Genomic DNA, 19,947 nt, shown 5'->3' with positions numbered 1-19,947 from the left:
TATGCATCTTTTGTGAAACAGTACCGCGGTTGAGGTGTTAAGTAATTAGAATAAGCAATTAAACTATGGCAGATTTAGAATTACACAATCCGGAATTTGAAATTACAGCAGCAATAAATGGAGCAAATCAAACCATCCAGGTACAACCAGATGAAACAAGCGATGGGGTGGAGTATTTTATCTGTAAATCGGAAGGTCAGCAGCTTACCCAGATCAGAAAAGACGAGGATAGTAAATGGGAGCAAATGTGGGGCGAACTGAGTCAGGAAGATGTTGACAGTATTGGATATAAAATTGAAAATAAATCATAACTATGGAAGCGCCAAAGACACATCTTAAATTACGTTCAGGTAGGTTCTCTATTGAAAAACATGAATATTCTAATGTGGGTTTAACAGAACGGTTTGTTTCTGTATTTGCCGGGGCTGTTTTATTAAGCAGAAGTTTGAGCAATCCTTTCAGACCAAGGTTTTTATACGGCGCCTACCTTACCTATCGGGGGTTTACCGGACATTGTCTGTTCTACGAGCAATTAGGTATTGATGCCAGAAGACCACAGGCAATTAATGTGCGTGGAGAGTTTGTGATCGACAGACCTGCTGCCGAAGTATACAGTTACTGGAGAAATCTGAAAAACCTGCCAGGAAGTTTGAATTACCTGATGGACGTGAAGATGATCGATGAACATTTATCACTCTGGAAGAGTAAGGTGCTGGGAAATTTAATCCCGGTTGACTGGAAGGCAGAGATTGTAAAAGATGAACCGGGACATTTGATCGGCTGGAAATCAACTGCTGATTCTGTACTGCGTCATGTTGGAAGAGTAGAATTTGAAGAGACTCCGGATGGATTGGGTACTGTTCTTAAGATTGTTATTTCTTATCATCCACCCGCTGGAGGTCTTGGAATAGGTGTCGCCAGGTTATTAAACCCTTATTTAGAGCATTTGCTGACTAAGGAAATTAAAACTTTCAAACACCAGGTAGAATTACCTGTATAATATTTATACAGGTAATTTTATAAATGATTAAGCTGGTGCTTGTCCTGCAAAAGCGACTACCATGATAATCATCAGAATATACATTGCGATAAGTACGATAGTCAGTACTCCCCAGAATTTAAAGAATGATTTCAATTTGCTTATGGCTTCGCCTAAGCTTGGCTGATCAGCAAATAAAACAGCTTTATTAGCCGAAGTAGAGAATTTATAAAGTAAAAAGCTAGGGTAAAACTGTAAAAGTCCGATTAACAGATAAAAGACAGTGAGTACAGTTGGCCCTAATTTTAGTAAGGGGTTACCCGGCATAGTTGAGCTTAAAGTCGAATAGATCGCCCCTACGCTAAACGCAGACATCACAAACATAGCTGCGAATACAAAGCCTACAATTGATAGAAATCTTGTCCACTTCGCCGCCTGATAGATATAACTGCGTATATCTTCGGTAATCCATAATGCATCAACCTCCGCATCTTCCTGCAATTCTGGTTTTATTTCTTCAAAGTTGTCCATGATCTTGTATTGTATTGAAAAATCTATTTTAATTTTTTAAACATAAAGAATATTTGGGTGTACCACAAGTTTATTGCGGGATGGATTTAAAAAATTTGATACCTTTGCGCCAAATCAAGAAAAAAATCATTCATGGCATTACAATGTGGGATAGTTGGTTTACCAAATGTTGGAAAATCCACCTTATTTAACTGTTTATCAAACGCAAAAGCTCAGGCTGCAAATTTTCCTTTCTGTACAATCGAACCTAATATTGGTATCATTACGGTTCCTGATGAGCGTTTAACCAAGCTTGCTGAGCTGGTAAAACCAAATCGCGTAGTTCCGAATACAATCGAAATTGTTGACATCGCTGGTTTGGTAAAAGGTGCATCCAAAGGTGAAGGGTTGGGAAACCAGTTCTTAGGAAACATCAGAGCTACTAATGCAATCATTCACGTTCTTCGTTGTTTTGACGATGGAAATGTAATCCATGTGGATGGTTCTGTTGATCCTATCCGTGATAAAGAGATTATCGATACTGAATTACAGCTTAAGGATTTGGATACGGTAGAAAAACGTATCCAGAAAGTGGAGAAACTGGCTAAAACAGATAAAGAAGCTAAAAAGACTTTCGAAATTCTAAGTGTGATCAAACCTCATCTGGAAAGCGGACAATCTGTTCGTTCGGCAGCTTTGACTGAAGAAGATTTCGACTTTATCCAGGATTTAGGACTGTTAACACAGAAACCTGTTATGTACGTTTGTAATGTAGATGAGAATTCTGTAATTAACGGAAACGCTTATGTTGACCTGGTAAAGGAAAATGTAAAAGGCGAAAACGCAGAAGTATTGATTATTTCTGCTAAAATTGAATCTGAAATTGCTGAACTAGAAAGCTATGAAGAACGTCAGGAGTTTTTATCTGATTTAGGATTAACTGAATCTGGTGTAAATAAACTGATCCTTGCGGCTTACCGTTTGTTAAACTTATATACTTATTTCACTTCAGGTGTTCAGGAAGTAAGAGCATGGACAATTACTAAAGGTTTTACTGCGCCTCAGGCTGCCGGTGTAATCCACACAGATTTTGAAAAAGGATTTATCCGTGCTGAGGTAATTAAATATAATGACTTCATTACTTTAGGGTCAGAAAATGCTTGTAAGGATGCCGGAAAACTTGGTGTTGAAGGTAAAACTTACGTAGTTGAGGATGGTGATATTATGCACTTCCGTTTCAACGTATAATTAATTTATAAATGAGCTCCGGCCCTGTTGTTCAGGCAGGCCGGAGTTATTGTAGCTGCGGTCTCCTGAGGCAGATTTATCCATAGTCCTTTGTGGGTATTGCAAATTTCCTTTAATAGCAATCCGGCTATTTGCAAATCATTTGTTATTTTCTAATCAACCTCCATACCTTTAACGAATATCAGAAGCTAGTTACTGGCTATGTTCTCCAGCAGTTTGATACGGGTCGAGGCGTTTCAAACCCGTATCAAACCCGCTTCAAACTGCAACCAGAACCCGTCAAATACCTTGTTGAAATATAATCGTCTTACAATCGAACTGAACGTCTGTCTTGCGAGTGTAGGAATTTGTTATTTATGCAAAAACACAGTTAAACCAACATTTAGAAAGGCTTAAATCATAGATATTTTTGCTCATACTCAGGAATAAAATGCTTTCTGTATTATACAGAATGGAAGGAGAGCTTCCAAAGAAAAAAAATAACCGCATCAAAGGAATTGATGCGGTTATCAGAAAAGTATTTTTTATTAAAATCAGTCTTTATTTACAATAAGACCCCGGTCAGGAACATAACCGCTACTGAGAAATAAATAATCAGTCCGGTAACGTCAACCAGCGTAGCTACAAAAGGAGCCGATGAAGTTGCAGGGTCAGCGCCCAGCTTTTTAAGCAATAACGGTAACATAGAACCTGCAAGAGAACCCCATAAGACAACACCTACAAGGGCTACACCTACGGTAACACCAATCAATGCCCAATGTGGTCCATATAAATTAGAGAACAATGTCCAGATAAAAATCCTCAGGAAACCTATTGAACCTAACACCAGTCCCAGCATTAATCCCGAAATAATCTCCCTGCGCATTACACGCCACCAGTCTCCTATCGTGATTTCTCCCAGTGCCATTGCCTGAATAATCAGCGTTGAAGCCTGAGAACCACTGTTACCACCACTGGAGATAATCAATGGAACAAACATTGCAAGCACAACCGCTTTAGCGATATCAGCCTCAAAATGAGCCATTGCTGTCGCAGTCAGCATCTCTCCAAGGAAAAGTACAACCAGCCAGCCAATCCGTCTTTTAAACAGCCCGAAAATAGGCATATCAAGATAAGGTTCATCCAGTGCCTGGGTACCCCCTATTTTGTGCATATCTTCTGTATACTCTTCATTCGCAATCCACAAAATATCATCAACAGTTACAATACCAAGCAACACATGATTATCATCTGTTACCGGCAAAGCCACTCTGTTATTCATTCTGAAGACATTAATAGCTTCTTCCTGCGGGTCATTTGCATTCAGCGCGATAGATCTGTTATCGGTAAGTTCTCCGACCGGAACCTCAGGATTAGCGAGTAAAATCTCCCTGATCCTGATATCATCCAGTAAAATACCATTTTCGTCTATGACGTAAATCACATCAATCGTTTCCGAATCCTTTCCGTATTTCCTGATGTGTTCCAGAACCCTTTTAACAGTCCAGTCAGTTTTCACAGCTATATAATCAGGCGTCATTAACCGCCCGACACTATCTTCCTTATAACCAAGCAGAGATAAGGCTTCTACCCTGTCTTTAGCTGGTAATAAAATGATTAATTTCTTTACCGCATCTCCTTTGAGTTCAGAGAACAACGAAGTTCTGTCATCAGGAGGCAGTAAATTAATAAGCTGCGCAAGCTTTTCTCCGGGAAGTTTTTTTATGATTTTTTCCTGAGTAGGAAAATCCAGAATTCTAAAAACGTTAACTGCCCTTTTAATAGACAGTGTATCTATGAATTTAACCGCATATTGAGGAAGTTCGTCTATAAGATGTTCAACGTCCGAGATATTAAGCGCGTCTAAATATTCCCTTAACTGTTCATCGCCTTCACGCTCAATTAGTTCAACAACTTCTTCAACAACCTTTTCTTCCATAAATAGCGCTTTTATTATTTACATGTTTCTTTTGCTTTACCAAGATTGCAAAAGTGATGTTTTATTTTTAAAAACGCATTACGTAAACTATAATTAATTGTAATCCTTATCGTTTATAACATCTCCGAATGTCCATTCTACAATCTTTTCCATAGAATGCTGCAATTCATTTTTAGTTTCAACAGGACTTCCTAAAACAAGATGGTTAGTACCTGCAACAAGCAGCGTAGAAACTATATTAAAATAAGTAATACAATTATCAAACCCCTGCTCCTTTGCTGGCTGTAATTTTCTTTTGAGTGACCGGTTGCTGCCAGCTCTTTTCTTAATTATGATATTGTAATCAGAAGTATCATTTAATAATGCTGCCTGCATTTGACAATGGTCATAAAAATAATTAAACCTCTCTTTGAGCAGCACATTGATTGATTGCTGCATCGAAAGCGAAGGATCTTTAGACGCAGCTGGCTCTGTCAGATTGTTTGTCCAAAAGTTATTTTCCACTACGCAAGATTTCACGAGTTCATTGAAATCTCCAAAATAACGGTAAATAAGGATTTTTGAAACCCCTGCTAATTTAGCTACTTTATTAACACCCAATCCGCCAAAGCCATCCTTTTTAAGGATCACACCTACTGCATCTAATAACTTTCTTTTTGTATTTTCCTTGTTTTTCATAGGTCGGATATTTTTCATGGTCGATGTTGCTTCCTTATAAATGAAATGTGCATGAGCGTAGCAATTTGCATACTCATGCAGTTCCATTTATTGTTCTTCATCAGTATTTATCTATATAACCAGGCAAGTTATAATTGATGTGATATGTAAAAAAAAAGATATGTCGCAATAGCGTCTTACAATTAATTTAGTTGTTTAAACCCAAGGTATGTGTCAGACCTATGGAAGGGGAAAATTTTATATTAAGCGGGTATAATTTTATATAAAAGGGTCATATTTCACTAAAAAGCATCTATCATTACATTAATGCTTGTATATTTATGTGCTTTGATTAGAACTTAAACAATAAAAATAATAGCGTATGATAATGAGCTGTATTGTTATTGACGACGAACCTCATGCTATTGATGAGTTAAGTGAGTTGATTGCACAGGTGCCTCATCTGAACTTAGTACAGAGTTTTCCGGATGCCAGGCAGGCGATTGCCTATTTGCAGGAAGCAGAACATGTTGATATTATCTTTTCAGATATCAGTATGGCTGTCCTTAACGGAATAGATGCTGCTGAAATATATAATAACTATTGCCATTTCCTGATTTATGTAACTGCGCACAGGGGTTATGCTCCGGAAGCTTTTCAAGCGAAAGCCGATGGCTACCTGCTTAAACCAGTCAGTTATATTTCCTTTACACAGAAAGTGGAAGACCTGACACTTAAGCATCAGGATATTATTAAACTGCAAAGGGACGAACAACAATTTTTGTTTATTAAAGGCGGTCAGAAGAGCAGTTTTATAAAGATAAAATATAGTGATATTGTATATATCGAGGCGATGTTAAATTATATCATGATCCATACCACTACTGGTCATGAAATAACTTATATTGGTCTTAAAGCAATGGAAGATAAATTACAGATCATGGATATCTTTTTCAGGATTAACAAGTCGATTATTATCTCTTTGAATTACCTGGATCGTGTGGATGGAAATATTGCAAGACTGGCACCGGGACAAAGTTATCAGATAGGTGACAAGTACAAAAGTGTGTTCCTCGATTTTCTAAGGAAACATACTTTGAAATCTTAAAAAATTAAAATATAAAAGCGTGTTTCATCATCAAGTTCAGAAACACACTTTTATACTTAGATAGATTCATTTTTCAGGAGATTTATACTTGTACGAATCCTGACATACTAGTTCCTGCAAATGTCCCGGTCGGATCAGCTGGTGCAACTGTAGGGCGACGATCAGATTGTTTTTGATATAAAAACAAGGTTTTTTTTGTCAGTGTTAGTTTCTTTTTGGTCAAACTCATGGCTATATTTTTTTTAGTTTATAGCCAATGTTATCCCGTCAAAAAACCCTACACACCTTTATTATATTACATGCTAAAATTATTATATAAAGACCTGTTAAAACCGACAAAAACCATCCGTATACATGTGTTATGCTGGTTTATATTCATCTTGTATGAAATAAGTCTTTTAGAAATTATATACGGAAATCCGCGTCCCTTACTGCACACAGTATTATACTATTTATTGAACATTATCCTGTTTTATGTTCATTCACAGCTAGTACTACCACGCATATCAACCAAGTCAATATCTTATCTATGGCTCATTCCTTTATTAACAGCTCTGGAGCTTGTAGTTTATTGTACAATTGCCGTAGCGATAAGCTGTATGATAATGGCATTCTCTGGTGATGCCATAAAAATTGAATATTTCAACAGTAAATTTTTCGGGATTACACTTTGGCGCGGCATCTATTTTATACTCTATGCCTCTGCGTATTATATTTTTCTTCGCTACCACAGAAAAAGACAAGCGGCACTAACCAAAACCATAGAAAACGAGCAACTGCAAAACGAACTTCTGCGTGCGGAACAAGATTTCCTGCGTGCACAAATCAACCCTCACTTATTATTCAATACCTTAAGTTTTATCAAATACGCGGCTAAGAAAAAACCGGAAGAAGCGAACGAAGCTATTATGAGATTATCAAGCATCATGGGGTTTGCTCTGGAAAACAATAGCCAAACCATTCTCGTTGCCAAAGAGCTGGAACAAGTTGACAACATAATCAAGCTGAACCAATTGCGGTTCAATCATACCTTGCATATCAATTACATTACCCAACTCAATAACGCTCAGGTTACAATCATTCCCATCATTTTACTAACTCTGGTAGAGAACGTTTTTAAACACGGAAACCTGCTCGACAAGGATTACCCGGCAGAAATCAGGGTAGAATCCACAGCTGAATATTTAACCATTCAAACCAGCAATCTTCCAAATTATGACAGCAATGTAGAAAGTGGTAAAACAGGATTGGCAAATATCACCTCCAGGTTAGATCAGTTCTATAAAAACAACTACAAATTCAGTCACGAAATGGCAGGTAAATTATTTAAAGTGGAGCTCGTGCTGAAGCTGAAAGACTAGCTAAACCTTTGCGTTAAACCAGTATCTTATTGTTTAATTATTTATTAAATATCTAAACATTATTGTATGAAATTAACGATCTCCCCCGTCAGTATCACCCGTACGCCAGTATTTTCCCACACAGAAGAACTCTGTAACGTCTGGGATGAACTCAAAGATTATATCCATGAGTCTTCCCCTTCCTTTTTCGAAATGATCAGCGCCTATGAATATTCCGACTTAAAAGCGCTTGATCCCAAAATCAAATTTACCATCTGGAAGTATTTCAACCGGGCAAAATTCCGGGCTACACCCTATGGGAATTTCGCTGCATTTTCAATCATTCCTATTGAAAATCAAAACAGTACTGAGCCAGTCACCCTGTCAAAAAAACACATTGTCCATCGTTTTATCAACTGGCAGGAAAAGGAACACTTCAACACTGATCCGAAATGGTTAATCAACCATGCACGCTTCCTCACAACCAACACCACTGCCTATATCGGAGGCGGGGAATTACGCTACTTAAATACCGAAGATGGCTCCTTTGAACTGTCAGCGATTGATGCAGAAGAAACCACCCAGCTTACCCTGGATTTTTGCCGCACCAAACGAACTGTAGAAGAAATACAAGATTTTCTGCGCAATGAATATAGTTTGAGCAAAGCAATGACCGCCTACTTTTTGGAGCAGCTTGTCACCTTTCAGCTTTTAATTACCAATTTTCAACCGAATATTATCGGCCCTGATTACTATGGACGGATTGGGTATTCACAACCAGAAAAGAAAAACGATTACATTATTTCGGAAAGAAAAAGAATAAAAGGCCAGTTATCAGAGAGAAGGCTCCAGGTGCTGGCAGAACTGACCGACTTCCTTTCTAAGCATACAGAGGTTAGTAAAAGTGCTTCGCTGGATGATTTCAGGCACAAATTCGTGAAGAAGTTTGAACACAAAGAAGTTCCGCTCCAGATTGCCATGGATCCCGAAATTGGTATCGGCTACCGGTCTATGAGCCTCAATAAAGACGAAGGCCTGTTAATTCAGGATTTGAAAAAGAACAGGGCATACAAACAAATACACCAGATAGCTTATACCCCTTTACATCAGTTCATTCTGAACCAAATGATACAACATCAAACTATCCAGTTGTATGATTTTAAGGAGCAGGGAACAAATTCACAGCACCCCGTCGCCAATACGATCAGCGTATTGCTGCAATGCACAGAAGATAACATCATCATAGAAAATATTGGCGGAAGTACAGCAAATTCGCTTTTAGGAAGGTTTTCTTTAGCAAGTGAAGAAGTTACGGCAATAGGTCACCGGTTTGTTCAGATTGAACAGGAAGCTAATCCCGATATCTTATTCTTTGATATTGGCTATCAGATTGAAAAACATGCAGACAATATTAACCGGAGAAAAGCAATTTACAATTATGAATTACCCATTTTAAGCTGGCCCGAAAGTAAACATATTTTAGCCCTCAATGATATTATGGTTAGCGTGCGAGGTGAAGAATTGATACTTCATTCTGAAAAGTATGGTAAAAGGCTTATTCCAAAACTAGCTTCAGCCTATAATTATGCGCGTTCGGATCTCGCAGTTTACCGGTTCCTTTCGGACTTACAACATCAGGGTCTGCATTCCAGTTTAGGTATCAACCTCTCTAACATTTTCCCAGGGTTGTTACATTATCCAAGAGTACAGTATAAAAATGTGATTCTATGTCCGGAAAAATGGCTGGTTCCCAAATCCATCTGTCAGGAAGTTAATAGCAACCAGTTGTTAAATAAATTGTACGATTGGCTGAACACAATCAATTTACAAAAGCCTTTTAAAGGTGGAGACGGAGATCAAACCTTGGTTTTTAACCCCGAAATACAAGAAGACATGCACTCATTTGCGCTTTTCTGTAAGAATAAAACAGACTTATATATTGAAGAGGCTTTTATCTCTGCCCTGCCCCAGGTAACTGATGAAAATAATGCACCTTATTTACCGGAATTCATTATCAACCTGGAACATACAGAACAGCTTTACCTGCCTTATCCGTTCAGAGGCACCTGGAACAACATGCAGTATTTTTCTAATTTATATTTACCGGGAGAGGAGTGGCTTTATTTCGAAATCTACTGTCATCCTTCTAAATCCAATGCCATTCTTCTTGAAATTAACAGGTATTTTATTCGTCCCTGGAGAAAGAAAATAAAAAAATGGTTCTTTATCCGATACAATGATCCCGCCGATCATATCCGTTTAAGATTTCAATTAAAGGAAATTAAAGACGGATATGAGCTGATTTCAAGTCTCTCCCAAATTGTTGCACCTTACATCACCTCGGGAGTCGTTGCAGATTTGCAACTTAAAACTTACCGGCAGGAAACTGAAAGATATGGACTGGAAAGGATGGATCTGGCAGAAAAATGTTTCGCAGCAGATAGTGATTATGTAGTAACGATTATTGCCAGACCGGTTGAGATTAATGATCTCTATATCTTATCTATTAGCTTGATCGAAAATGTAATGTACAGAGCCCTGTATACAATGGAGCAACAATTACAATTTGCAGAAAGGATGCACACCAGTTTTGCTGCTGAATTTAATGTCCAGTCTGATTCGACCAAAAAGATTAATCAGAGTTATAAAGATTTTAACATTGACGCGCTGACTATAGTACCGACTAAATTACAGCAGAAAAAAGCTGAGCAAACAGTGCATGCATTTTTGAATAGTCTAAATGCCTGCCCGGAAACTGAGAAAAATAATATGCTTTCAGACCTGTTCCATATGCATGCCAACAGAATTTTTCACAATGACCAGCGCATGCATGAAATGATCATTTATAATTTCCTGACTAAACGGATCAAGATGAAAATTGGGAGGTTACAGAATCAAAATTTGCCTCAACCTATTTAGTTTCCGCATCTTTTACGTTAGACGACTCAAAAACAATAAGTTCTGTTAAAAAATAATTTAAAAAACAAGCTATGCATTGAACAAAATTACTATTTTTACGTAAGTGGTAACATGAGTATTTTCTCTATAAAAATTCAAATGAAGCTCTATTAATAGATAATCTATGAAACCTTCAATTAAAAATTATTATAACGCTCCTTCAGTATTGATCAAAAGCCTCGAAGCAATCGAAAGCTTTCAATCCGCCCACAAGGTTTTTCTTAAAAAAAATACGGAGGACTCCAGAAAATCAATGGCGCAATCACTGCAAACAGTAAAGGAACTGCAAGATGAATTGTCTGCTCCTGATGAATCTGCTGACGACATCAGGGTAGCTTTTTTAAAACAGGTCATGGCCCTTGAACAAAACATTGATGAGATCCATAAAGATGGTTTGTACCCTGATTTATACAGAGACAGCGAGTCTTCTTTCAGGCTGCTTAAAGATATTCTGGATAGCTTCAAAATATCATTATTATCAAAAGGGGAATCTTATCCGTTTGTAGAACTTTCGACAAGTAATAACGAATGGAAAGACCATGGTGTAATTGCTTTTTGCAGGGATGTGAAGAATAATCTGAAGCCAATAAAGTTTAAAAGCTTATGGGATGCTTTGCAATGTTACGAGAAAAATAAAACACAGCTTACTTATACTTTTGAGATTCTATCTATCACAGGAAATCTGGGTAAACAATCTTAAAAACAATACCAGGATATTCCATAAGAATATCCTGGTTATTTCAATTGCATTCCTGTTATAACTTTCTTAAGATCGATCCCTTTACCTAGTACGGGTTTAAAAATATCACCGGTTTCTTTAACCCTTGACAGCGCATTGTAAATTGTAAAATCTTTCATTTCCAATCCCTTTTTCACTTCTTCCCAGTGTAATGGCATAGAAACCGTAGCGCCAGGCTTTGGACGCAGCGAATACGGAGCGGCTATGGTAGCCTGAGGGCGGTTCTGTAAAAAATCCAGGTACATTTTTCCTCTCCGTTTAGAAACCGCACGTTCCAGACTTGTATATGACGGTATTTCGCGATTAACCAGCGTTACAATAATCCGCGCAAACTCCTTGCTCTGTTCATAAGTATATTTGTTTCCTAAGGGAATATAGATATGTAAACCTGTAGAACCGCTGGTTTTACAATAACAAGGGACACCCATATCATCCAGAATAGTTTTAGTGACCTGCGCCGCTTCGATTACCTGCTGAAAAGAATTTTTACCCGGATCAAGATCAATAATACACCAGGTGGGATAATTAGGTTTTTTAATAGTACTGCTCCAGGGATGAACTTCAATACACCCAAGCCCGGCCGTGTACAATAAGGTTGCTTTATCATCCCCTACCATGAAATGCTTATCTGAATCATCTCCTTCGGCATGATAAAGATAAGTTTTGATCCAGTCAGGAACTTTTCCGGTCACATCTTTCTGATAGAAACTCTGTGCTGTAATTCCGTTTGGATAACGGTTTAAAGACAAAGGCCGGTCTTTCATATAAGGTAATATAAATGACGCCATCTGCTCATAATAATTGATCAGCTCACGTTTCGTTATTTTTTCAACAGGCCAGTATAACTTATTCAGGTTAGTAAATTCCAGTGCATGCCCGTTTACTTTTTTCACCTGAGTTTCTTCTTTTGGATTCAGTAATTCTTTCATTCCTTTGAGCTTAGTCAAACCTTTATCAGTTTCAGTCAAAACAGCCGGCGTATCTGCTTCTTTTTCAAGAACAACTTCTTCAGCGTTTTTATCTTCCCGCATGCCTGCAAAAGATGGGTGCCGCATCAAACCATCTGCGGTCATTTCTGTAAAATTGACTTCACAGATCAGCTCCGGTTTTAACCAGAATGCCTTCGCCTTTGCCGAACCAGCTCTGAACGGGTTAGCTTTATTAAAATCGGGCTTGTCTGTAAAAGCTGGTTTAGCAATCAGCAAAGGTTCAAACCGGGTTAACAATTGCTGCTGCATCTCCACACTAAATCCCGTCCCAATCTTTCCGGTATAAATAAATTTCCCGTCATCAAACACACCAACCAGCAAGGAACTGAATGGTTTGCTGGTATCCGCATTCTTTGTATACCCGCCAATCACGACTTCCTGACGTCTGGCAGCTTTAATTTTGAGCCAATCACTGGTGCGTTCACCAACCACGTACAAACTGTCTTTTCTTTTAGCAACGATCCCTTCCAGCCCTGCTTTTTTTGCAGCTGCCAGAAATTCTATTCCTGAAGTTTCAAAATCTTTACTGAGCCTTACCGGGGAGTTTTCCGGGATCAGCTGAGTCAGTATCGCCTTTCTTTGTGTTAGAGGTAAAACTGTAAGGTCATACCCATCATACCACAAAATATCAAAAACATAGTACAACAACTCCCCGCCCTGGTTACTATGCCAATTCTGTAAAGCTCCGAAACTAGCTGTTCCTTTTTGATCTACGACAACAACCTCACCATCTACAATTGCATTAATATTCCATTCTTCCAATGCCTGGTAAATCGGATAAAACTTCTCCTGAAAAGATTTATTGTTCCGGGACTGGAATGCTACAGTCCCTTTATTCATAAAGGCAACCGCCCGGTAACCATCCCATTTAACTTCATATAACCATCCTTCTTCATCGAATGGCTTATTTACCAACGTCGCCAGCATAGGTTTTACCTGATCGTAAAAAGGAGTTTTTACAGTTCTAATCTTCTTGGGTTCAACCGTTTCAGGCTTTTTAGGTTTAATCGTCTTTTTTCCATAAACCTGAACTGGTTTCTTTTCCATTTGTTCAATCGTCTTTCTGGAAATCACCGATTTATCTTTCAGCAAGATATTTTCGCTTTTGGCATATTTATCTTTATGCTTGATCAAAAGCCAGCTATTTTCACCCATTCCATGAGTTTTGACCAGTGCAAAAGATCCTTTCAGCTTTTTGCCATGCAAAATAAAACTGATTTTACCGCTATGCAGCTGATGTCTGAGGTTTCTATCCTGGTCTTCTATAGTGCCATTTACCGGCTCTTCAGGCTCATAAGTCCCCTCATCCCAAACAATAACTGTCCCCCCACCGTACTCTCCTTTAGGAATACTACCTTCAAAATCTTTGTAATCGTAAGGATGATCTTCAACCATCATCGCAAGCCGTTTAACTTCAGGATCAGTGGAAGGCCCTTTGGGAACAGCCCAGCTTTTCAATACTCCGCCCATTTCCAATCTGAAATCATAATGAAGATGTGAAGCATCATGTTTCTGAATGACAAAGCGCAATTCTTTTCCACTTCCTTTACCACCTTTGGGTTCGGGTGTCTGCTTGAAAGACCGTTTCTTTTTATAGGCTGTTAAACTCATCGCTAAAATTTTAAATGATGACCTGATTCCGGATGATAACAATAAGAAAGTTTCAAAGTTTTCAGGAACAGAAAACAAAAGAAATGGCGCGTTGTTAGATTAACAATTAAAGCATTTAGGATGAGATCACTTTGGAATGGAGCTATTGGATTTGGATTGGTAAATATCCCGGTTAAACTTTTCTCTGCTGTACAGCAGAGTCATCTTGATTTAGATATGCTGGACAGTAAAGATCATTCCAGGATCAAGTTTCAGCGCATCAATGAAAAAACAAGAAAAGAAGTCCCTTTTGATAAAATTGTAAAAGGTTATCTGCTGAATGATAATTATGTAGTACTCGATGAACAGGATTTTGAAGATGCGGCTCCGGATAAAAGCAAGATGATCTCACTGGAGAATTTTGTGGATTTACAGGAAATCAATCCTATCTATTATGAGACTTCTTATTATGCCCAGCCAGAGAAACAGGGTAAAAAAGCTTATGCTTTATTATTGAAAGCTTTAGTGAAATCTAAAAAAGCCGGCGTGGCCCGGTTTGTATTGAGGAATACGGAGAATTTATGTATCATCCATCCTTTAAATGATATTCTGGTAGTCACAAAAATCAGGTTCGCTGAAGAAATCAGGTCTGGCGAAGAACTTAAGATCCCCGAAACCGATACTATCACTAAAAAGGAGCTGGAAGTGGGCATGGCACTGATTAAACAGTATAGTTCAGCATTCGACATCAGGGGTTTCAAAGATGAATACAGTAAAGAACTTTTGAAAATTATCAAGGCGAAAGCCAGGGGCAAAAGAGCTACTGTAAAAAAATTGAAACCCCGGGAAGATACGAATGATGATCTGTACAGCCAGCTAATGCAAAGCCTGGAAGGCAGAAAAGGAGCTTAGCAGGTATCTGCCTTCTTTCTATAGATGGTTGGGCTCATGCCGGTTTTCTGCTTGAATAATTTGGAGAAGTAAAAACAAGAGTCGAATTTCAGGTCATAGGCAATTTCTTTGATAGATAAACTTTGATCTTCCAGCAGGTTTTTAGCTTTTTCTATTTTTACCTGGATAAAATACTGTCCAGGTGATAAACCGGTATAATTCTTAAAGAGTTTGCGGAATAAAGAGTACCCAATTTTCAATTGGTCCGCAGCCATTTTAGGAGAAAAATCTTTGGAGATATTAGAACTGAACAAGTCCCTCGCCTGGTTAATAATCAAATCTTTCTGTTCACTTTCCTGACTTTTCTGTTTGACCATATAATAAAGTATTCCCAGCAGATGTAAAGCAACACCCGACATCATGGGCTGGTCTTCTTTATTTTTACCCCTGGTTTTATCGATGATCAGATTAAAAAGATCGACCACCTTTTCATTGACCCCTATATTGATACAGGGGTTCTCCCGGTTAAAAAACTTGTGATGTACATGGTTATCAATAATACTGCCCCTGATCCCAATCCAGTATTCATCCCATCCAATATCCGGATCAGGTATATACCGGTGTTTCTCGCCAGGGAACAGAATTATTATTGTGCCGGCGGTTACCTTTTGCTTATGGCTGTCCGATTCAAAATAACCCTCACCACGGGTAATGTACAAAATTTGATACTCATCGAGTATACGACCTGATTTCCAGGTAAAATAATGGTGCGATGGATAATATTCCTGTGGATATTGAGCATGGGCAGCGACACTGGTATAGCCAACGTATAAAACATACAGGCCCCAGTTAGCATCCTCCTCACTCACACACAAATATTTGTAATATTCGTTTTTCATGCGGCTTTGATATTCAGCACGTACCTGATGAAGGCCACGGACTAGGTTATGATTAGAAAGTTTTATTAAAAATATTAAATTAAACAAAAATGGATGCGCTGTTATCTTTACTAAAAAATAGATTTTTTCTGTAAAATCGAATTAGATGTTCTAACTCCTTTAATTCATCATCACAGAACTAATTTCACTATAAATCTCATACCCGCATGTGATTACATATTTCAACTGAAAAAGAATATAAATCACACAAAATATCTCTTTAAAGAAAGTGTTACACCCATAATAAAATCAAAAAGTACATAGTAAATATCAAATCATCTATTTACCAGCAGTATTAGATAAATAAATTTGGATAGCAGCTAGTTAACTGAATAGCGATTGAACAATTACAACCTATCTATCAAATATCATCTATGGAAAATTTACTGATTACTGGCGTTACCGGCATACTTGGCCGTCATGTACTGTATGAATTATTAGCCGAATATGCCAGCGGGACAAGAAATGGCAGGTTATTTCTCGTTGTCAGGTCTGGTGCCAAAGAAAGTGCCAGTGAGCGGATCAGTTCTTTATTATCAAATCCGTTTAAACCAGCCTATCTGGATGTTTATCCTGTAGAAGAGTTGCTATCATTTATTGAGGTTATTGATTCTGATTTAAGAGACCTGAAGAAAAGTCCGCTATTGAAGTCAAAATTGGGTGACTATCTTCATGTGATCCATATTGCAGCGATCACCAACTTAAATACGGCCGACTCAGCTTTACAAGACGTCCATGATTTCAACTACTTAACTACGCTGGAGTTAATGGAACAGCTGAAACATATACCGCACAAATTCATCTTTATCAGTTCTGCATTTTCATGTGGTATACAAACTGGATTAATTGATAGTAATTACCGTCGCTTTGGGTCAGGCGGAGAGCTATTACCTTTCAGCAGCCTGTCCGCTTACCGGAATCATTATGAGTTTTACAAGGCAATGGCCGAGTACCAGGTTATTAAACATTGTGAAGACAATCAGATCACCTGGCAGATTCTGCGTCCTTCGGTGATTTGCGGCAGATTGTTAGATGCACCTTTATACTACCTGCCCCTGTTCAATGTATTTTACGAAGTAGGCAGAATTATCAATAAGGGCATACAACGCCACAAAGAGCATGATATTAAAAAAATCCGGATCATGGGTGACCATAAAAGCACTTTGAATATTGTTCCGGTTGATTATGTTGCCAAAACGATTTTAGCGGTATTCCGCCGGGATGATGTTAAACAGCTCAGTATTGTAAATTCAGCACCACTGAGCAATGCCTATCTGATCAAACATTCTATCCACAGACTGGGCCTTGAATGTGAACTCGTGGATTCAACTCCCGAAAACATGAACCTGCTGGAAGAATGGTATTATAAAAGAGCCGGAAAATGGCTTTCACGTTATCTGAATACGACCTCTTATAACTTTGATGCTGCTCCGCTGCGAAAGCTCATTCTGCATATTCCTGAACCGGATATTCAAAACACTTTCGAAGAACTGTATGATTATGCTTTACAGCACAATTTCGAAAACCCTGAACTTTCACTAAGTACCTCTGCCCTGTGATCAATTTCTACAACGTTATCCATACCGCGCTCACCAGACCAGGAAACCGGGAGCTAATTATCCCTGCTAATCCACAGGAGCCGCCAATTACCAATCAGGAGCTATTGCAAAATATCTCCAATTACCGGTATTTACTACAGCAGCATGTGCTGCCCGGTGATTCTGTTTTACTGGCTATCGCTGTAAGTCCTGTTTCTATCAGCGCATTGCTGGCTATACAAAGTATTGGCGCAATCCCGGTGCTGCCTCCTGCCAGATCAGATCTGCCTGCGCTGTTTAAACTATTGAAATCACAAAAAATAAATGTGATCATTGCGGAAGAGCAAATGCACCAGCAATTGGGAACTGAATTAGCAGCAGCGGGTATTCAATGCCTTTTTCTAAAACAGAAAAGCAACAGAGAAACTGATTGGGAAGCTGTTTTAGTAAACCCGGATCAGCCTGCACTGGTTACTTTTAGTTCAGGTACAACCGGAGAACCAAAGAGTGTGCTCAGAAGTCACCGCGTAATTGCTGCGCAACACCAGATTCTCAAAAAAGTATTTCCACCACAAGTAAACCTGCGTGATTTCCCCATATTTCCTAATGTGATCCTGCATAATATTGCAGCAGGAATTACTACGGTAGTGCCTGCTATTCCGGGATTTCAAATGAGCCAGTTAAAAGCTGAAAACATCATCCGGCAACTGTCGGCTCAGCATATTGGGACATTAATGGGCAATGTGTTTTATTTTAAGACTATCCTTGCTTATTTGAAAGCACATCCGCAATCTTTCCCAAAGGTGATGCAAATTGGTGCCGGAGGCTCTCCCGTACCTGAGAATCTTCTGCCCGAACTCCGTCTTTATTTTCCTGAAGCAGAATTTCATATTATTTATGGTTCCTCCGAAGCAGAGCCTATCGCGGTAAGAAAAATAAACGGAACAGCTAAAAACCCAATTAACGGCTATGGTGTAGGAAAGCCGGTAGAAACATTGGAACTCAGGATTAATGAAGCTGCAACGGTACATACTGCTGCCGGATCATTTAATTCGGGCGAAATAGAGGTCAAAGGTGCGCATGTAGCCACTTCGCATCAGGACGGCTGGCTCAGAACAGGTGATATCGGTTATCTGTCGGCCGATAAAGAACTTTATCTCACCGCCAGAATAGGAAATGAAAAAGCACATCAGGGTATACAACATTACCAGATCGAACATTTACTTACCCTGCATCACCAGATTGTCCAGGTAGCTGCAATAGCTGCTGAGGATGGCTTTGATATTTTTATTCAGGGTACTATAACGCAGGAAGAAGCAGAACGGATTTTAGCCAAAAACTTCCCTGCCGGGTTAATTAACAGTGTACAGTTTCAGACCGAAATTCAGGTTGATAACAGACATCATTCTAAAATTTTATACCACAAAATAAATGAACTCAGAGTTTTATAACCTGGACCTTGACCGCATCCGTTATTCGCTGGTGTGGGAAGATAGTCAAACACTTTACAGATCGCTTAAGATCAGTACAAATGATCATTTACTGGTCATTACTTCGGCAGGTTGTAATGCTTTAAATATGCTGCTGAAGGATCCGGCAAGTGTTACTGCTGCCGATTTAAATCCTGTTCAAAACAAGCTGCTGCTGCTCAAACAGCACATCATCCTGAACTTCGATTATGAGCTTTACCATGATTTACTGGGGTTAGCAGGAGAAACAGCTGTAAAAGAAGCGAAACAACGGATTTTACCTACTTTACCCACAGCAGATCAGGCTTTCTGGGCAGCTTTTCTGGAAGAAAATCCCGGAGGACTGCTGCTTTCAGGAAAACTGGAGAAATTCATGATGGGATTTCATCAGTCGCTCAGCCAGGAGCAGCAAGAGCTGATTCATCAACTAATTACGTTTGATACAATTGAGGAACAATACAAATTCTTCGTTGAAAAATTGGATAAAAGCAGTTTCAAGCAAACATTTATCACTTATTACAGCGATGAAAACCTGAGCAATGGCAGAGATCCTAAATTATTAAAACATGTGGATGAATCGGGTGGAATAGTCTTTTATCAACGCCTTCTTTTGCAGGCAAGTTCAAGCTTATTAAAAGATAACTTCTATTTCCGTTTTATCTTTTTTGGTCTGCAAGATCTTCCAGATCAGGTGCTGCCTCCATGTTATAGAAGAGAAAATTATAGCAAGCTGAGAGAAAACATGGACAGGTTGCAGGTTATCCAGGGAGAAGCAATAGCATATCTTTTATCAGCACCCGGTTTGAAGATCACAAAAGCCAGTCTGTCTAATATTTTTGAATACATCAGTCATGAAGAATTCCAGGAAGTCTGTTTGTCTCTGGCTAAACATCCGGAGCGCGATTTACAGCTGATCTTCTGGAACTTACTTAATATCCAGGGAGAGAATTTCTTTCCATCAGCAAACCGGATCAAACTGGAAAGTCAAAATCTATCACAGGAAAGCTGTTTTTACTTCAAGAATAAAGTACAAATACAGTTTGTTCCGGTTATGTCATTACATCTAACCTAAAGA

17 protein-coding genes are annotated in these 19,947 nt (G+C 38.7%); 11 read left to right on the top strand and 6 right to left on the bottom strand.

Features of this window, described 5'->3' with window-relative positions; translation table 11 throughout:
* The first annotated feature begins 65 nt into the window (after positions 1-65).
* Both HDE70_RS26630 and HDE70_RS26625 read left to right on the top strand, forming a co-directional pair.
* Positions 66-311 (top strand): hypothetical protein, encoded by a 246-nt coding sequence (locus HDE70_RS26630; RefSeq protein ID WP_183867348.1) that lies wholly within the window; start codon positions 66-68, stop codon positions 309-311.
* 2 nt (positions 312-313) lie between these two features.
* Positions 314-1,000, top strand: coding sequence for a YgaP-like transmembrane domain (locus tag HDE70_RS26625; protein WP_183892348.1), 687 nt, complete (start codon positions 314-316; stop codon positions 998-1,000).
* 27 nt (positions 1,001-1,027) lie between these two features.
* On the opposite strand, the gene HDE70_RS26620 is transcribed toward HDE70_RS26625, so the two are convergent.
* Positions 1,028-1,510, bottom strand: coding sequence for a DUF5362 family protein (locus HDE70_RS26620; protein ID WP_183867346.1), 483 nt, complete (start codon positions 1,508-1,510; stop codon positions 1,028-1,030).
* A 132-nt stretch (positions 1,511-1,642) separates the two neighbouring features.
* Between HDE70_RS26620 and ychF the strand changes: the two genes are divergently transcribed.
* Positions 1,643-2,737: a redox-regulated ATPase YchF gene (gene ychF, locus HDE70_RS26615; protein ID WP_183867345.1), complete on the top strand. Its 1,095-nt coding sequence runs from the start codon at positions 1,643-1,645 to the stop codon at positions 2,735-2,737.
* Positions 2,738-3,281: 544 nt separating this feature from the next.
* Here ychF and mgtE read toward each other — a convergent pair.
* The gene (gene mgtE / locus HDE70_RS26610; RefSeq protein ID WP_183867342.1) at positions 3,282-4,655 is read right to left on the bottom strand and encodes a magnesium transporter; all 1,374 of its coding nucleotides are present in this window, start codon (positions 4,653-4,655) and stop codon (positions 3,282-3,284) included.
* A gap of 93 nt (positions 4,656-4,748) precedes the next feature.
* On the bottom strand, positions 4,749-5,333 hold the full coding sequence (locus HDE70_RS26605; protein WP_183892347.1) for a TetR/AcrR family transcriptional regulator: 585 nt from the start codon (positions 5,331-5,333) through the stop codon (positions 4,749-4,751).
* A 361-nt stretch (positions 5,334-5,694) separates the two neighbouring features.
* Between HDE70_RS26605 and HDE70_RS26600 the strand changes: the two genes are divergently transcribed.
* Positions 5,695-6,420, top strand: coding sequence for a LytR/AlgR family response regulator transcription factor (locus HDE70_RS26600; RefSeq protein WP_183867340.1), 726 nt, complete (start codon positions 5,695-5,697; stop codon positions 6,418-6,420).
* An 82-nt stretch (positions 6,421-6,502) separates the two neighbouring features.
* On the opposite strand, the gene HDE70_RS26595 is transcribed toward HDE70_RS26600, so the two are convergent.
* Positions 6,503-6,649: a hypothetical protein gene (locus tag HDE70_RS26595; RefSeq protein ID WP_183892346.1), complete on the bottom strand. Its 147-nt coding sequence runs from the start codon at positions 6,647-6,649 to the stop codon at positions 6,503-6,505.
* A 370-nt stretch (positions 6,650-7,019) separates the two neighbouring features.
* On the opposite strand from HDE70_RS26595, the gene HDE70_RS26590 reads away from it, so the two are divergent.
* From HDE70_RS26590 to HDE70_RS26580, 3 genes are all read left to right on the top strand, one after another.
* Complete coding sequence (locus HDE70_RS26590) at positions 7,020-7,781, top strand: sensor histidine kinase (RefSeq protein WP_183892345.1); 762 nt, start codon at positions 7,020-7,022, stop codon at positions 7,779-7,781.
* 66 nt (positions 7,782-7,847) lie between these two features.
* On the top strand, positions 7,848-10,679 hold the full coding sequence (locus HDE70_RS26585; protein ID WP_183892344.1) for a lantibiotic dehydratase: 2,832 nt from the start codon (positions 7,848-7,850) through the stop codon (positions 10,677-10,679).
* Between the two features lie 163 nt (positions 10,680-10,842).
* Complete coding sequence (locus HDE70_RS26580) at positions 10,843-11,418, top strand: hypothetical protein (protein WP_183892343.1); 576 nt, start codon at positions 10,843-10,845, stop codon at positions 11,416-11,418.
* Positions 11,419-11,453: 35 nt separating this feature from the next.
* Here the strand turns inward: HDE70_RS26580 and ligD are convergent, their stop codons facing one another.
* Positions 11,454-14,057, bottom strand: coding sequence for a DNA ligase D (gene ligD / locus HDE70_RS26575; protein ID WP_183892342.1), 2,604 nt, complete (start codon positions 14,055-14,057; stop codon positions 11,454-11,456).
* A 120-nt stretch (positions 14,058-14,177) separates the two neighbouring features.
* Between ligD and HDE70_RS26570 the strand changes: the two genes are divergently transcribed.
* Positions 14,178-14,948: a Ku protein gene (locus HDE70_RS26570; RefSeq protein ID WP_183867335.1), complete on the top strand. Its 771-nt coding sequence runs from the start codon at positions 14,178-14,180 to the stop codon at positions 14,946-14,948.
* Here HDE70_RS26570 and HDE70_RS26565 read toward each other — a convergent pair.
* On the bottom strand, positions 14,945-15,826 hold the full coding sequence (locus HDE70_RS26565) for a helix-turn-helix domain-containing protein (protein WP_183867334.1): 882 nt from the start codon (positions 15,824-15,826) through the stop codon (positions 14,945-14,947). The genes HDE70_RS26570 and HDE70_RS26565 overlap by 4 nt on opposite strands.
* 413 nt (positions 15,827-16,239) lie before the next feature.
* Here HDE70_RS26565 and HDE70_RS26560 point away from each other — a divergent pair, with 413 nt between their 5' ends.
* The 3 genes from HDE70_RS26560 to HDE70_RS26550 are packed head-to-tail and all read left to right on the top strand — an operon-like array spanning position 16,240 to position 19,944.
* Positions 16,240-17,424: an SDR family oxidoreductase gene (locus HDE70_RS26560; protein WP_183892341.1), complete on the top strand. Its 1,185-nt coding sequence runs from the start codon at positions 16,240-16,242 to the stop codon at positions 17,422-17,424.
* Positions 17,421-18,854 carry an AMP-binding protein gene (locus HDE70_RS26555; RefSeq protein ID WP_183892340.1) on the top strand — a complete coding sequence of 478 codons (1,434 nt, stop codon included), beginning with the start codon at positions 17,421-17,423 and terminating at the stop codon, positions 18,852-18,854. Before HDE70_RS26560 ends, HDE70_RS26555 begins: the two co-directional genes overlap by 4 nt.
* Complete coding sequence (locus HDE70_RS26550) at positions 18,835-19,944, top strand: DUF3419 family protein (RefSeq protein ID WP_183892339.1); 1,110 nt, start codon at positions 18,835-18,837, stop codon at positions 19,942-19,944. The genes HDE70_RS26555 and HDE70_RS26550 overlap by 20 nt, the downstream gene beginning before the upstream one ends.
* Positions 19,945-19,947 lie beyond the last annotated feature (3 nt).

Source organism: Pedobacter cryoconitis, from assembly GCF_014200595.1.
In the GTDB taxonomy this organism is placed as follows: Bacteria; Bacteroidota; Bacteroidia; order Sphingobacteriales; family Sphingobacteriaceae; genus Pedobacter; species Pedobacter cryoconitis_C.
This window is presented reverse-complemented; position numbering and strand designations above follow the sequence as displayed.